General features: G+C 40.5%; 16 protein-coding genes. 9 read left to right on the top strand and 7 right to left on the bottom strand.

Annotated features, from left to right (window positions below; all coding sequences use genetic code 11):
* The first annotated feature begins 29 nt into the window (after positions 1-29).
* Genes ABJG98_RS05970 through ABJG98_RS05985 form a run of 4 tightly spaced genes read left to right on the top strand, consistent with a single transcriptional unit; the run spans position 30 to position 3,350 of the window.
* Positions 30-1,331 (top strand): hypothetical protein, encoded by a 1,302-nt coding sequence (locus ABJG98_RS05970; RefSeq protein ID WP_348278575.1) that lies wholly within the window; start codon positions 30-32, stop codon positions 1,329-1,331.
* 29 nt (positions 1,332-1,360) lie between these two features.
* Positions 1,361-2,497, top strand: coding sequence for a M23 family metallopeptidase (locus ABJG98_RS05975; protein WP_348278576.1), 1,137 nt, complete (start codon positions 1,361-1,363; stop codon positions 2,495-2,497).
* 23 nt (positions 2,498-2,520) lie between these two features.
* On the top strand, positions 2,521-2,841 hold the full coding sequence (locus ABJG98_RS05980; protein ID WP_348278577.1) for a potassium channel family protein: 321 nt from the start codon (positions 2,521-2,523) through the stop codon (positions 2,839-2,841).
* Positions 2,842-2,870: 29 nt separating this feature from the next.
* Entirely contained in the window at positions 2,871-3,350 is a 480-nt protein-coding gene (locus ABJG98_RS05985; RefSeq protein ID WP_348278578.1) for a hypothetical protein, read from the top strand.
* Between the two features lie 14 nt (positions 3,351-3,364).
* Here the strand turns inward: ABJG98_RS05985 and ABJG98_RS05990 are convergent, their stop codons facing one another.
* Positions 3,365-4,534, bottom strand: coding sequence for a sorbosone dehydrogenase family protein (locus ABJG98_RS05990; RefSeq protein ID WP_348278579.1), 1,170 nt, complete (start codon positions 4,532-4,534; stop codon positions 3,365-3,367).
* A gap of 84 nt (positions 4,535-4,618) precedes the next feature.
* Here ABJG98_RS05990 and ABJG98_RS05995 point away from each other — a divergent pair, with 84 nt between their 5' ends.
* Positions 4,619-6,493 (top strand): ABC-F family ATP-binding cassette domain-containing protein, encoded by a 1,875-nt coding sequence (locus ABJG98_RS05995; protein ID WP_348278580.1) that lies wholly within the window; start codon positions 4,619-4,621, stop codon positions 6,491-6,493.
* Here ABJG98_RS05995 and ABJG98_RS06000 read toward each other — a convergent pair whose 3' ends face one another.
* A complete protein-coding gene (locus ABJG98_RS06000) occupies positions 6,494-7,159 on the bottom strand; it encodes a DUF6090 family protein (RefSeq protein ID WP_348278581.1) in 666 nt (221 codons plus the stop codon).
* 145 nt (positions 7,160-7,304) lie between these two features.
* Between ABJG98_RS06000 and ABJG98_RS06005 the strand changes: the two genes are divergently transcribed.
* Both ABJG98_RS06005 and ABJG98_RS06010 read left to right on the top strand, forming a co-directional pair.
* The gene (locus ABJG98_RS06005) at positions 7,305-8,120 is read left to right on the top strand and encodes a M48 family metallopeptidase (RefSeq protein ID WP_348278582.1); all 816 of its coding nucleotides are present in this window, start codon (positions 7,305-7,307) and stop codon (positions 8,118-8,120) included.
* Entirely contained in the window at positions 8,120-9,094 is a 975-nt protein-coding gene (locus ABJG98_RS06010; RefSeq protein WP_348278583.1) for a YitT family protein, read from the top strand. The genes ABJG98_RS06005 and ABJG98_RS06010 overlap by 1 nt, the downstream gene beginning before the upstream one ends.
* 2 nt (positions 9,095-9,096) lie before the next feature.
* Here the strand turns inward: ABJG98_RS06010 and ABJG98_RS06015 are convergent, their stop codons facing one another.
* Complete coding sequence (locus ABJG98_RS06015; RefSeq protein WP_348278584.1) at positions 9,097-10,221, bottom strand: amidohydrolase family protein; 1,125 nt, start codon at positions 10,219-10,221, stop codon at positions 9,097-9,099.
* Between the two features lie 103 nt (positions 10,222-10,324).
* On the opposite strand from ABJG98_RS06015, the gene ABJG98_RS06020 reads away from it, so the two are divergent.
* Positions 10,325-10,807: a dCMP deaminase family protein gene (locus ABJG98_RS06020; RefSeq protein ID WP_348278585.1), complete on the top strand. Its 483-nt coding sequence runs from the start codon at positions 10,325-10,327 to the stop codon at positions 10,805-10,807.
* On the opposite strand, the gene ABJG98_RS06025 is transcribed toward ABJG98_RS06020, so the two are convergent.
* From ABJG98_RS06025 to ABJG98_RS06040, 4 genes are all read right to left on the bottom strand, one after another.
* Entirely contained in the window at positions 10,804-11,043 is a 240-nt protein-coding gene (locus ABJG98_RS06025) for a hypothetical protein (protein WP_348278586.1), read from the bottom strand. The genes ABJG98_RS06020 and ABJG98_RS06025 overlap by 4 nt on opposite strands.
* Before the next feature lie 57 nt (positions 11,044-11,100).
* Positions 11,101-11,463, bottom strand: a complete 363-nt coding sequence (locus tag ABJG98_RS06030) for a cupredoxin domain-containing protein (protein ID WP_348278587.1) — start codon at positions 11,461-11,463, stop codon at positions 11,101-11,103.
* Between the two features lie 22 nt (positions 11,464-11,485).
* Positions 11,486-12,034, bottom strand: coding sequence for a carboxymuconolactone decarboxylase family protein (locus ABJG98_RS06035; RefSeq protein ID WP_348278588.1), 549 nt, complete (start codon positions 12,032-12,034; stop codon positions 11,486-11,488).
* Between the two features lie 91 nt (positions 12,035-12,125).
* Positions 12,126-12,989, bottom strand: a complete 864-nt coding sequence (locus ABJG98_RS06040) for a helix-turn-helix domain-containing protein (protein WP_348278589.1) — start codon at positions 12,987-12,989, stop codon at positions 12,126-12,128.
* Positions 12,990-13,087: 98 nt separating this feature from the next.
* Here ABJG98_RS06040 and ABJG98_RS06045 point away from each other — a divergent pair, with 98 nt between their 5' ends.
* The gene (locus ABJG98_RS06045; protein ID WP_348278590.1) at positions 13,088-14,107 is read left to right on the top strand and encodes an alkaline phosphatase D family protein; all 1,020 of its coding nucleotides are present in this window, start codon (positions 13,088-13,090) and stop codon (positions 14,105-14,107) included.
* Positions 14,108-14,142 lie beyond the last annotated feature (35 nt).

Here is a 14,142-nt window from a genome sequence, read left to right on the forward strand (position 1 = left end):
GTTCTTTCGTTGGGCTTTTTTATTTCGATATGACCAAATCACTAACCAATCTCATCTTCTTAATTGCCTCTGTAGCAGTATATGCACAGACGCCTGTTAAAACTTATTACGATCAGGGCCAACTCAAAGAAGAGTACCAAATACTCAACAATGATAGCGCAATGGTTGATGGACCGTACAAAATGTACGATCTGAATGGAAATATTATAGTCAGCGGGAAATTCCGGTCTGGTGCCAAAGACGGTATTTTCTATAACTACTATCCAGATGGCAGCATCCAACGACAAACAATCTACCACGATGATCTTAGAGAAGGACTTACTCAGGTTTTCACTTCTTCAGGCAAGGTAATTCAAGAATCTACTTTCCATAACGATACTCTTGTAGGAGCTATTCGTCTGTATGATGAGGCCGGGAACCTAAAAGGAACTACTTCATTTGTGAATGGGAAGCCAAACGGTCTGGTTCTTTCCTATTATAAAAATGGAAAAGTGAAAGAGGAAGTCAATTATGCTGAAGGAAAGCCCAATGGGAAGACACGTCAATACTATGAAAATGGAAACTTAAAACTGGAAGCTACCTACCGTTCGGGATTATTGGATGGTACGTATAAGACCTATTACCCCTCCGGTGACCTGGAGATGGAAGTTGTAAACAAACAAGGAGATAGATCTGGATCCGTGCAGATGTATTATGAAAACGGTCAGTTAAAAGCTATTGGTAACTATGCGAAAGGAGCACTACAAGGAGACTATCTTGTCTACTTTGATGATGGTGATGCAAAAAGCGAATACAAATACAAGGATGGATATCGAATCGGAAAAAGTATTGACTATCACGAAAATGGAGAAGTCCGATTGGCGTCCACTTTTACCAATGGTGGGCTCAATGCTTCGATTAAAGAATACAGTCAAAAAGGCCAACTTATAGCAGAAAAAGAGCTGCTCAATGAGCTCCCTCATGGCACATGGAAATCCTGGGATACCAAAGGAAATCCTCTCAACATCCATCGTTATGAAAAAGGCAAAATGCATGGACTACAAGAAGTCTTTGTAAAAGGAGCGAAGCAATCTGTGACTGAATACCGTTTCGGAAACAAGTATGGAATCTTTAAGGAATTCTATCCGACGGGAGATATTAAAGTAGAGGCCAATTATGAATTAAATAAACTTCACGGCGACTATGTCTCCTACCATAAAAATGGTCAGGTAGAATACTTCGGTAAGTATGCAAGAAACCGACGCCACAGTGTGTGGATGTACTACGATAAAAAGGGTAATCTAATTGAAGAGATAACCTATAAGCACGGAGAGAAAATAGAAAATAACTAACACCTCGACAGATTTTCCGTACATGTGGTATGTCATCAAAGTTTCTTGCCACAATCCTTGGAGCACTTACGCTATTTAGTTGCACAGAAGAAGTCGTTCCTGAAAGGTTTTATCCCCGAAATGATCACGAAGCATATTGGTATTCGCTCAAGCAAGCCAACTTGCTCAATACAGCGTTAGGTAAAGAATGGGTAGCAGCCGCTGACAAGCCATTCCAGGAGCAAATCAAAATCCAACTACCCTACCAAGAAGCCTTTGAAATAGCTGACTTAAAGCCAGATGCTCATGGTTATCGATTCGATGTAAAAAGAGGACAGAAAGTTTTGGTGAGTATCAACCTCGTAACCACAGACACCACACACCTCTTCATTGATCTCTTCCGTGTAGAAAACGATTCGTTAAATCAATTCCGACATGTCGCTTCTGCAGACAGTGTGTTGGAGTTGGGCTTTGCTCCGCGCAGAGACGCTTCCTACTTACTCAGACTTCAACCTGAGCTGCTACGAGGTGGTCAATATACCATTACCATTGAGAATGTGCCTACACTTGCTTTTCCAGTAGCTGGTAAAGACGTAAGAGCCATTCGAAGTTTTTTTGGAGATCCCAGAGATGGCGGACGCAGGGATCATCACGGTGTAGATATATTCGCAAGGCGACATACTCCAATACTTGCTCCTATAGTCGCAGATGTACGATTTGTGGGGACACGTGGGCTTGGTGGCAAGGTTGTTTGGCTATACGATCGCAAAACAGGAAATCACCTATACTTTGCGCACTTACAAGACCAAAAAGTAAAACGATACGATAAGGTAAACCCTGGAGACACTATTGGTACCGTAGGCAATACAGGCAATGCGAGGTATACGCCTCCACATTTGCATTTTGGCATATATAATAACGGCCCAATTAATCCATATTCGTTTATTGTAAAAGAATATCAGAGACCTTCAGAATTTACAGCTGATACCGCTCTTCTCGGAAAAGAAATAAAAGTGGCTAAAATGCTTCTTATAAAAAATGAAATGAAGCTTTCAGCTCAAATAGCCGATACATTGCGAGTTGGAGAGCTTCTTAAAATTGCGGCTGTCAATCATAAGTATGTTCGAGTAATAGCACCATCAGGCAAAAAAGGTTTTTTAACAAAATCCGATATTCGTAAACTTTGAAAAGGAATCAGTAATTTAATTGCATGATTTTCTTCCGTACCATTAAAGCATTCCTTGAGGATAAGGAATATCGCGACCTGTTGCTTACGAGTGTCACCATTTTAATTACCGGAACATTCATGTATCACGAACTGGAAGGATGGAGCTACCTAGATGCATTTTATTTTTCCTTCATAACCCTTACTACAATTGGATTCGGAGATTTTGCTCCTCAGACAGATGCAGGGAAAGTATTTACAATCATTTACATCTTAATAGGTGTCGGCATAATCCTCTCTTTCATCAATACTTTATACCTGCATTACAATCAAAGCCGAAAGCGTAGTAAAAAGAAAAAAGATTAAATTGATTGAATTCATTAACCAAAACCACCATGAAAAACTTATCATACCTTCTACTTATTGTAATGTCTTTTTTCCTTGTAAACTGCAGTAGCGATGATTCTGCACCAGATGCAGATATTGACAATCTGGACCCTGCGCTACTCGCACCACTTATAGGCGATTGGACCGCCACATCGGTTACTGCATCAGGATGCACAAACGCAAGTGATAATGGCGAAAATACATGCGGCGACTTTACCTTTTGTTTGTTTGTTCAAATCTCTGATGAAGGTTTATATGGCATAAGCGACAATACAGATCCTGATTTGAGTGAATCAACTTTTGGGATTTTGAAATCATTAACTGCTTCCACTTTTCTTTTATGTGAACCAGGGATCTTTGGAGAAGAAGAGGTATGCAGTAATACTGTGACATATAGCTTCACAAATTCTACAACCTTGAACATCACATTTACCGACGAAGATGCCCCAGGTTGCACGTTTACAGCAACCTTCACAAAAGATTCCTAGGTAAGCCTATTGTATCAATTGGTATAGGTAATTCGAAAGATGGTTCCAGCCAGGTCATCAGATACGAGCATGGATCCATCTTTTGCAAAGATTAGGTCTACAGGTCTTGCCCAAGCTGTGTTGGTGGTCTTATTTAGGAAGCCTACTGCAAAGTCTTCATAGGCTACACCTTGACCATTCTCCTCCGTGACCATGGTTATTTTATGACCCGTGTGACCCACGTCAGCATCTCTGTTCCACGAACCGTGTTCTGCTATGAAAATTTTATTCTTATATTCAGAAGGAAATGCCTCACTTGTGCAAAATTTCACACCAAGGGGAGCCACATGTGGTTCCAGATTTTGAGCTGGTGGCTCAAAGTCTGAACACGGGTACTTTCCTCCAAACTCAGGATCTTTAACATCGCCGGCATGGCAGTATGGGTATCCAAAGTGCTGTCCTTGCTCACTTACACGATTTAGCTCGCACGACGGACTGTCATTTCCCAACCAATCGCGACCATTATCGGTAAACCACATTTCGCCCGTTTCCGGATGCCAGGTAAAACCGACCGTGTTTCTTACACCATGCACATAAACTTCTCTTTCTGATCCGTCAGGATTCATTCGCGTGATGCTCGCATACATTTCATTTTTACTTTCACAGATATTGCATGGCGCGCCTACTGGTACGTAGAGTTTTCCGTCAGGTCCGAACGCAATGTATTTCCATCCATGATGTCCGTCTGTGGGATAGTCAGCATAGATTTTAACCGGATTTGGTGGGTTATCAAGGCTAGATTCTATATTATCGAATCGCCAAAGCTTGGATACTTCAGCTACGTACAGTGAGCCATCTTTAAAGGCAACACCATTTGGCATTCGCATACCGCTTGCTATTACATATCGTTCATCTGCCTTCCAATCTCCGTCCGTATCCTTTAAGGCATAGACCTTATCTCCTCCCCGATTACTCACAAACAAGGTTCCATTTTCTGTAAGAGCCATTGCTCTAGCATTATTAACTCTGGCAAAGACCTCAATTTTAAAACCGTCTGGTAGCTGGATCTGATCCAGGTTTAATCCCTCAAGCGAAGCGAGCGAAATTTCATCTACAGCCTCCTCGTCACTTATGTCCGAATCTGCCTGTTTTGAAGAACAAGCAAAAAGGATAAATGCAAATAACAGTACCAACAGCCGATTCATAATTCACTTATTTTTTTTGATATTCTAATTTACATATTATCAAAACAAACTCATTTCCTCCTTCGAAGTTTTACTTTTGCGCGCATGATCGATATCACAAATCTTTCTTATTATCTAGGAGATCGGGCATTGTATGATGAAGCCTCTCTTTTTATTGGACCAAAGGACAAAATTGGCCTAATTGGGCTCAATGGTACTGGCAAATCCACCTTGTTGAAAATGATGGTGAATGACATTCAACCATCCGGTGGAAAGATCTCCATGAGCAAGGACACTACTATTGGTTTCCTCAATCAGGATTTGCTATCCTTTCAAACACAAGATTCCATTCTAGCTGTTGCCATGACAGCTTTTGCTTCCACTATAGCTATCCAAAAAGAGATAGATAAGGTGATTAAAGAGATGGAAGAAAATTATCGCGATGAGCTGGTAGATAAGTTGGCTAAACTTCAGGAACGATTCGAAGCACAAGAAGGCTACACACTTCAATCACGAGCAGAAGAAATTCTAGAAGGAATTGGATTCAAGACTTCAGACCTGTCAAGACCACTGAGCGAGTTTTCCGGAGGCTGGCGGATGCGTGTTATGCTAGCGAAGTTGCTGCTGGAAAAACCAAGTCTGCTTATGCTTGATGAACCAACCAACCACCTCGATCTGCCTTCTATCCAATGGATTGAAAATTACCTTCAATCCTACGAAGGAGCATACATTATTGTATCTCACGATAGAGAATTTTTAAATCGATCAGTGAATAAGGTGGTGGAAGTAACACAAGCTGACCTGCATGTATACTCGGGCAACTATGATTTCTATGAGGAGGAAAAATCACTACGGAATGAGCTCCAGCAAAATGCCTTTGAGAATCAACAAAAAAAGATAAAAGAAGCCGAGCGATTCATCGAACGATTCAAGGCCAAGGCCACTAAAGCCAGCCAGGCACAATCCAAAATGAAGATGCTGGAGAAAATGGATCGTGTAGAAGAAGTAATTGACGAAAATATGAAAGTCAATTTCCGCTTCAACTTCAAAACTCAATCGGGAAGGCACGTAAAACGATTGGAAAACATCTCAAAGTCTTACGGGGATTTGAGCATTTTAAATAATGCTACTATAGGTATCGAGCGAGGAGACAAAATCGCGCTGATTGGCGCCAATGGGAAAGGTAAGTCCACGTTGCTAAGAATAGTCGCAGGCACTGAACCTCATGAGGGTAAAGTACAAACCGGTCACAACGTGATCAATTCATTTTACGCTCAACATCAGCTGGAATCGCTTGGTGTTCAAAATGATCTTCTGGAAGAACTGAAGCAAGCAGGAACGGGAAAAACAGAGCAAGAGCTAAGAAGTGTGCTGGGGTGTTTTCTTTTCTCCAATGACGAAGTATTTAAGAAAATCAAAGTGCTATCAGGTGGTGAAAAATCACGTGTAGCTCTAGCTAAGACACTTATTTCGGAAGCAAACTTTCTTTTACTCGATGAGCCAACAAACCATTTGGACATGATGTCTGTGAGCATACTGGTACAAGCACTCCAGCAATACGAAGGCACGCTCCTACTCGTTTCTCACGATAGGCATTTCATCACTCAGGTAGCAAATAAAATCTGGTGGATCGAAGATCAGGAGGTAAAAGAATATCCAGGCACCTTTCAGGAATTTTCCTGGTGGTGGGAGAAAAATAATAAAGGAGATGAAACTTCAGCCAAGGAAGTAAGGCCAGCAAAAAAGAAAGAGAACACCAAACCGCGAAACAACGAAGAAGATCAAAAGGCTGCCAAAGAGCTTAAAAAAGTGGAGCAGTTAATAGAAGCTTTAGAAACGGAAATTAGCAAACTTGAAATTCAAATGGGGGACCCTGAAATTTATGATGATCCGGCTGAATACGAAAAAGTGAATATTAAATACAATCAAAAAAAATCGGAACTTGAGAAGTTGATGGAAAAGTGGGAAAAGTTGGCTTAATTATTCTTCTCTTAGGTATTCCTCCAGTTTGCCTTTAACTATTTCAGCACGCTCTTTTACACTTACGTAGAAATTGTCTTTTGCGATAAATAAGTATCGATAGCCAAATATCATATTCCGAAATTCATTTTTCTTTAGAAAATCCGGACTTATCGACTGACCTGATGAAAAACGAACGTTTTCAATGTTAAAAGGCCGAATGAAGTCTCTGATGTGCTCATTGAGTGAAGCATCGAATTCGTTTGTACCTCGATAGAATTGTTCATATAAATCCACGACATCATTTCTTAGTTCAAATGAGCCAATCAAATCCATCTTTCCCGATGCTTTTAAAGACTCGTACGTCGTGCGCTGAGGTGAAAATGGCGGATTGTACTGAATTCTAAACATATAATTCATCAATGCTGTATCACTTCCATACGACCTTCCTAGGCTGGCATTCGAAAGAGTAACAAGTGCCTCAGATATGCTCTCATTAATGGAATGAAGCGTATCCAAGGCCTGAATGTCCGTATCTAAATCCTTGATCAGACTTGCAATATATTTCCGTTCTTGAGTCCTATTACTTTCCTCTTCTTTATAACTCTCCAGATAGAAAGCAATGCTAATACCTAGTATGACTACCAGCAAGTTGGCAATATGATCCAGCCAGTTAATCTTCTTCATAAATTAAAAATACAATTTTTGGTTGAAGTGAAGTCAAATGAAATGCCTCATTTCACGTTAAACTGATAGCAATTAAAGCCTAGTACTTCATATCTTTGAACAAAGGAATACCATTTAAAGTATTATTTAAAAAAGACCCAAACATATGCATAAGCTCATATCATTTTCTCTCATTTTAGTTGCTTTGTTTTTGGCTCAGTGCTCCAGCGTACCGCTAAGTGGTAGATCTCAGCTTGCGCTCATTGACAATGACAAAATCTTCCCGATGAGCTATGAGCAATACGAGCAAGTGAAAAAGGAGAGTAAAATCATAAATGGGACCGATCAATCTCGTATGATAAAGAGAGTTGGGACACGAATCCAACGGGCCGTAGAGCAATACTTTGCAGATCAAGGTGAAGCTGGATATCTCTCCGACTACAATTGGGAATTTAACCTGATTGATAATGACAGCACCGTAAACGCATGGTGTATGCCTGGTGGAAAAGTGGCTTTTTACACTGGCATTATGCCTATTTGTAAAGATGAACTTGGTGTAGCGGTAGTTATGGGTCACGAGATTGCACATGCTATCGCCAATCATGGTCGCGAGCGAATAAGCCAAGGGTATGCTGCACAATTTGGCTTGTCAGCGGTGAGTATTTTGCTAACTGGTGGCGGTAGCGGACCATCAGTTCCAGCCGAATTAATCATGCAGGGAGCGGGTGCTGCTACCTCTCTTGGAATTCTGGCATTTTCTCGAAAACACGAATCCGAGGCTGACAAATTGGGACTCTATTTCATGGCAATGGCAGGATACAATCCGCAAGAAGCACCTAAGTTTTGGGAGCGAATGGCAGCAAACAGTGGTGGTGAGGCACCACCTGAGTTCGTTTCAACCCACCCGTCACACGATACACGGATTGCTGACCTAAATGCCAATATGCCCAAGGCGATGGAATACTATAGTAACAGCCAGTAGTGAATAAGTCCAGGCCTTTTTTTAAATTCTTCAAATCTCTTAAGGGTTTATTAGGCAGTCGTGGCGAAAGTATCAGCGACATCACGCTTGCACGTCAATCCATCGAGGTTAAGGACAGGGTAAGTCGCTGGATCAAAGAACTGATCTTCCTGATTTTAGGTATACTATCGGCCGGATTTGGCTTAAAAGGATTTCTTCTTCCAAATGATTTTATTGATGGTGGTGTAACCGGGATATCACTTCTCACAAGAGCCGTTACTGGCTATCCGCTTCCCATTCTAATTGTACTTATCAATATTCCATTCATCGTGCTTGGGTATTTCCAAATTGGAAAATCATTTGTTTTCAAGAGCATTCTGGCAATTATAGGGTTAGCTCTGGCGCTTACGTTCATAGAATATCCCATTATTACATCGGATAAGTTACTTGTTGCTGTTTTTGGTGGATTTTTTCTTGGTGCTGGAATTGGCTTGTCAGTTAGAGGTGGCGGAGTATTGGATGGTACCGAAGTGCTTGCAATCTACCTTGGCCGTTTATCCGGATTAACCATCGGCGATTTAATCCTTGTTTTCAACATTCTCATTTTCTCTACTGCAGCCTATCTGCTGTCCATTGAAATTGCCCTGTATTCTATTCTTACTTACCTCGCCGCATCGAAAACCATTGATTTTGTAATCGAGGGTGTAGAGGAATACATTGGTGTGATCATTATTTCACACCGTAGTGAAGCTATGCGTGTGATGATCACCGAACAGATGGGTCGTGGCGTAACCATTTACAACGGAACCAGTGGGTACGGACCAAGAGAAGATCTAAAGGATACTGAAATTCTTTATTCCGTCATCACAAGACTAGAAATTGCCAGTCTTCAGAACAAAATCCGAAACATCGACCCTAAGGCGTTCATTGTCATGAACAGTGTAAAAGATCTCAAGGGAGGAATGATCAAAAAGCGGCAGTTTAAAGAGCATTAATACTACTCAAACTGACTCACTTCCAGGCCTGGAATAATTTTACAAGCATTCTTATAATATACCTTTTTCAACACCTCATCAGACAACCCCAATCCGTACATTCTCCAATAGGCATGGTATTTCTTGTAGTATGGAAAGTACTCATCTTCGGTCTCTAGTACTCTGAAATAGGTATAAAACTCTTCGGGATTGTAAGCATCTTTTCCAAACAAGATGCGATCCTGATATTTCTCAAAAAATGCCTCTGCCCTTCTCGGTTGTCGACCAAACTCTGCAATAACAGCGCCTATTCCAAAATAGACATTGGGATACGTATCCAGGTGTTTTTCTGCTTTATCCAGATTATTGGCCATCCAGCCCATGTGTGCATTTACAAAAATTGTATTTGGGTGTTTCTTGAAAATATTGTGTTGTTCCGCTATAATCTGTTCGAAAGGTGCAGGATCATTTTCTCCTCGTTTTCTGCCAGGTCTCAGCTTTAACTCTAGCCATCGTTCATTATCACCATCCATTGGATCCCAGAAAGATGCTGGATCTGCCGCATGTATCAACACAGGAATTCCCAGCTCACCACATTTTGCCCAAACCGGATCTATCCGAGGATCATCAATTGCCACTCTGTTTCCATCCTTATCCTGATAACTTAACCCAAGGCTCTTGTAAATCTTCAGTCCTCTGGCTCCTGCTGCTACATCTTCTTCAAGTGCCTTCACAGCATTTTCTGTCCACCCTTCATCTCCAATGTCTTTAAAACTTACATTCGTAAATACGATGATTCGATTTGGAGCCTCTCCTTCTACTCTCCTCACCATGCCGGCAAGATATTCTTGAGATCCAATGTCCCTTGTTTCTCTATTAAATCCTCTTCCACTTAGATTAATCATTGCTCCCATGTTCAGTTCATCCATCTCTGCTACCAAGCTCGCAATTCGCTCCTTGGTCAGGTTCCATTGGTGGCTATGAATATCCACAAATGGGAACTTTGCCTTTGTCAGGGGGTTTTCAGGAACCACCAGGGTTGAACTTGGATTGTAATCTTCAAAACTCATGGTTTGCTCATCCGCGGGCTCTTGAGCAAAAAGAATTGTACAAATGATGGATAATAGGAAGGTTAGTTTTCTACGCATTTTTTAGGTTTTTTCTAAGACAATTATACAACGGTACTCCCGCATCGAACGAGACAATTATTTATTTAGTTTTATTTAGACATAGGCTGGTTAATTTCGCATCATGGAGCGACCGGAGTTTGATGACATTTTCATGGAGCTGGCAGTAAACCTGGCCAAGCGATCTCACTGCATTAAACGACATGTGGGTGCAGTACTCACAAAAGACACGCGGATCATTTCCATTGGGTATAATGGACCACCGTCAGGCACTCACAACTGTGATTTGGAATGGCCGGAAAAAGGATGCCCGAGAGATTCCAAAGGAAGCTGCTCACTTGCGTTGCATGCTGAACAAAATGCAATACTCTATGCGGTGAAGAATAAAACCGACGTAGAGGGTGCAACACTTTACGTAACTCTCTCACCTTGCATTGCCTGCGCAAGAATCATTTATACAATGAAAATTCAAAAAGTGATTTATCTCAAATCGTACGCCGAGTATAAAGGCATACCAAGCGATGAGGGCGTAGATTTTTTGCGCAAGTTTGGCGTCGAAGCGGAAAAGTACGAAGGCTCATTGGACAATGTAAGTGAGCTGGTTTAAGCCATTTCATTTACCTGCTTTATATAGCCTCTGGTATTATACACTACGAAGAATGCGTTTCCCAAGATTATACCATAGCTGTGAATCAACGTTGCTGAGATAGCAATCCACATGAGGTTCGCTAGTATAAAGACAATAAAACCATCTTTATTTTTGTTTCCAAGCATCCATACTGCTACTACACTTAGGCACATTGCCAGCCAATCTAGTCCATAGAAATTTAATATGTTCAACATGCAATTAGGGTTTGAAGAAAGGAAAAAGGGACCGCCAACTGCCGGTCCCAGCATCATCTACTCCACTATTAAGGTGTATTGCGGTGTAGGATTCAAAGGACAGAAATACACGTATTCTCCTTTTTCTAATGTCAACTCATTGGATCTTGAGATCTCACCATCTGCTATGGTGCTGTAGAGATAAGCGTCCTTAATGTGGTACTGCTTATCTGTTTTTCCTTTCGGAGCAATGACAAATCCAACCAATCGATCCACGCCGTTATTTTCAACTTCGAAGTAGTAAGATTTACCGGCTTCAAGCTTAAGTTCTTTCTGCTGAAATTCACCAGGAGTTTGAACCAGATTTACTTTAGCAGCTTCTTGTGCATTCAATGCCAGGCTACCCAGCACAGTTAATACCAATATGAATATTCTTTTCATGTAACTAGAAACTTTGAATGACTTAAACTGCTGCCTCTTCTAATTCAGGAGCAGTTGGGAAATCAACAGGTATTTGTGTGCTGCCGTGGATGAAGTTGCTTACGATTTTATCACCAATCACCACGTTGATGTCTATTAAACTTTCTTTGGTATAGCCGGCACTAAAAAGTCCCTCGAGAGCCGCTGGACTAGGTTTGCTCCTGTTGATGGTAATATCTTTAACAAACTTTGCAAGAGCGTCTATTTTATCGTCAAAACTTGATTCTCCAGATCGTATCTCTAAAATTTGTTCGTCTGAAAAACCATTCATTTTTCCTATTGCTGTATGAGCTGCAAGGCAATAAGCACAACCATTAACCTGACTTACTACCAGGTTAATCACTTCTCTTTCTCTGGATTTTAATGATGTCTTTCTGTTTTGAAAAACCAAATAATCTTCAAGTGCTGTTTCACTAAATGCATATGTAGCATACAGATTAGGCACGAAACCCAAGTTGGCTTCAAGGTTGTCGAAGATCGCCTGATTCTTTTCTGAGACTTCTTCTCGAGTTGGTACTTTGAACGTTTCCATAATAATAGTTTTTGAAATTTTCTAAAATGTTATGGTTCAAAGAACGCGAGAAGGATGACTGAAGGTAGTAGCTATTCTTCCCTAAGAGTTGTCAATTTTTCCCTTTCAGTCTATTTCGTTGATCTTCTCTGTATTTGGAAGGTGCCATGTTGGTATTTTTTTTAAAAAAACGACTAAATCCAGGTATGTCTTGAAAGCCCAATTCATATGAGATTTCTTTAGTGGTCTTATCCGTGTAAATAAGAAGTCGTTTCGCTTCCATAAGAATTCGCTCATGGATGGTTTGCAGCGGGGACTTATCACTATACTTTGAAAACAAGTTGGAGATAGTTTTTGGGGATTTGTGTATTAAATCTGCGTAATCCTGCACTTGATGATGCTTCTTGAAGTGCTGTTCCACTAGCACGTTGAATCGTCTGATTACATCCATTTCTGAATCATCAATACTGTCAAGGTTTATTTGTGACTTATAAGTTCTAGTTAACTTCACGATCAGTCGCTTTAACACAATCCGAAGCATCTCGGTCTTTAGATTATCATCTTCTTCATGAAATTCATCAAGGAATACTTGAAATAGCAACTCGTGCTTTTGTTGTTGTTCATCACTCAAGCAGAGAATGGGATTTTCTCGCTTTCCATAAAAAAGCAATCCAGCACATGACACTTCATGATCATGATCTAAAATGCAATAGAAATCCCTATTAAACTGTATAGCTATAATATCTCTTGGCTGTCCAAATTGAAACGATTGGCTTAGGCTAAGAATTATGACGTGGTTTGATTTAAGAGTAACTTCCTCTGCATCTACAATTACCTCCTGATCAGCACCTTTATTCCAGGCGATGGTGAGTAAACGCTCTTCACTATCTATGAATGGATGACAACTAAAGGTATCCTCATCGTAAGTAAGTCGCATGATGCCATCTATATTGTCATCTGTGTGGTTTAAAATCATTAATTCTAATTTAAAATTCTACGACCTAACAATAAAATACACATTTTGATAACAGTTATCTTTATAAATATTTCTAAATGTCTATTAGCTTTCATTTCATGAAAACAATTCTTTCGCTGTTAACGATTCTTCCCATTCTACTTTCTGCTCAAAAGTCAGATGTCACCTTAAATAAAGAAATCACACGCATTGCTTTTGGCTCGTGTAGTGTTCAAGATCAGCCAGAGAATCAGCTTTGGGCTGAAGTTTCTGCCACAAACCCCAATTTATGGATTTGGTTGGGGGACAATATCTATGGAGATTCAGAGGACATGTCTATCTTGAAGAAGAAATATGACCTTCAGAAGTCACATCCCGACTATCAAAAACTTCTTAACAATACCGAAGTAATTGGTATTTGGGATGATCATGATTACGGAGTAAATGATGGCGGCAAAGAATATGTAGCCAAGGATGAAAGCAAAGAACAACTCTTTGAATTCCTGGATGTCGATAAAAATCATCCCGCGCGTACTCGGAAAGGCGCGTATCAATCCTATACATACAAGAGTAGTGCTGGGAATGTCAAGATCATACTATTAGATACGCGATATTTTAGAGATTCACTCAAATGGATAAATCCTGGCACTCGCGAAAAATCATCTATTATAAATCAAAATGGAGATATTTTAGGTGAACAACAATGGAAGTGGTTACAATCTCAGCTTTCAGAATCCGACATTGATTTATTCATACTCGCATCAGGCATCCAGGTAATTCCCAGCCAGCATCGTTGGGAAAAATGGGCAAACTTTCCAAAATCGAGAGCGAGGCTACTCAAAACAATCTCTACGATAAATTCACCCCTGATTTTATTATCGGGTGATCGGCATCTTTCGGAAGTTTCTAAAATAGATGTTTCAGGATATGATTATCCTTTATATGAATTTACCTCCAGTAGCTTAACGAGCCCTGCTGGTGTGGAAAAAGAGGATAATCAGTACATCATAAAGGATAAAATCTATGATCCCAATTTTGCCAGCATGTCTATTATGTGGGTAGCTAGAAATCCGATTTTCACTATACGCTACTTTGGTAAAGGTGGTGAGGAACTAGCTAGCCACAAGATTCAATACTAATAAGAAACCCTCCCGCTAAAAAACAGCAAAGGAGG

The organism is Ekhidna sp. (genome assembly GCF_039960695.1).
Taxonomy (GTDB): domain Bacteria; phylum Bacteroidota; class Bacteroidia; order Cytophagales; family Cyclobacteriaceae; genus Ekhidna.

Excerpts from the sequence above, each read along its gene's own strand:
- ABJG98_RS05970 (WP_348278575.1), top strand. The coding sequence starts at position 30 with ATGACCAAATCACTAACCAATCTCATCTTCTTAATTGCCTCTGTAGCA.
- ABJG98_RS06030 (WP_348278587.1), bottom strand. The coding sequence starts at position 11,463 with ATGAAAAGAATATTCATATTGGTATTAACTGTGCTGGGTAGCCTGGCA.
- ABJG98_RS06015 (WP_348278584.1), bottom strand. The coding sequence starts at position 10,221 with ATGCGTAGAAAACTAACCTTCCTATTATCCATCATTTGTACAATTCTT.
- ABJG98_RS06045 (WP_348278590.1), top strand. The coding sequence starts at position 13,088 with ATGAAAACAATTCTTTCGCTGTTAACGATTCTTCCCATTCTACTTTCT.
- ABJG98_RS06035 (WP_348278588.1), bottom strand. The coding sequence starts at position 12,034 with ATGGAAACGTTCAAAGTACCAACTCGAGAAGAAGTCTCAGAAAAGAAT.
- ABJG98_RS05990 (WP_348278579.1), bottom strand. The coding sequence starts at position 4,534 with ATGAATCGGCTGTTGGTACTGTTATTTGCATTTATCCTTTTTGCTTGT.
- ABJG98_RS06000 (WP_348278581.1), bottom strand. The coding sequence starts at position 7,159 with ATGAAGAAGATTAACTGGCTGGATCATATTGCCAACTTGCTGGTAGTC.
- ABJG98_RS05975 (WP_348278576.1), top strand. The coding sequence starts at position 1,361 with ATGTCATCAAAGTTTCTTGCCACAATCCTTGGAGCACTTACGCTATTT.
- ABJG98_RS05980 (WP_348278577.1), top strand. The coding sequence starts at position 2,521 with ATGATTTTCTTCCGTACCATTAAAGCATTCCTTGAGGATAAGGAATAT.
- ABJG98_RS05985 (WP_348278578.1), top strand. The coding sequence starts at position 2,871 with ATGAAAAACTTATCATACCTTCTACTTATTGTAATGTCTTTTTTCCTT.
- ABJG98_RS05995 (WP_348278580.1), top strand. The coding sequence starts at position 4,619 with ATGATCGATATCACAAATCTTTCTTATTATCTAGGAGATCGGGCATTG.
- ABJG98_RS06040 (WP_348278589.1), bottom strand. The coding sequence starts at position 12,989 with ATGATTTTAAACCACACAGATGACAATATAGATGGCATCATGCGACTT.
- ABJG98_RS06025 (WP_348278586.1), bottom strand. The coding sequence starts at position 11,043 with ATGTTGAACATATTAAATTTCTATGGACTAGATTGGCTGGCAATGTGC.
- ABJG98_RS06020 (WP_348278585.1), top strand. The coding sequence starts at position 10,325 with ATGGAGCGACCGGAGTTTGATGACATTTTCATGGAGCTGGCAGTAAAC.
- ABJG98_RS06005 (WP_348278582.1), top strand. The coding sequence starts at position 7,305 with ATGCATAAGCTCATATCATTTTCTCTCATTTTAGTTGCTTTGTTTTTG.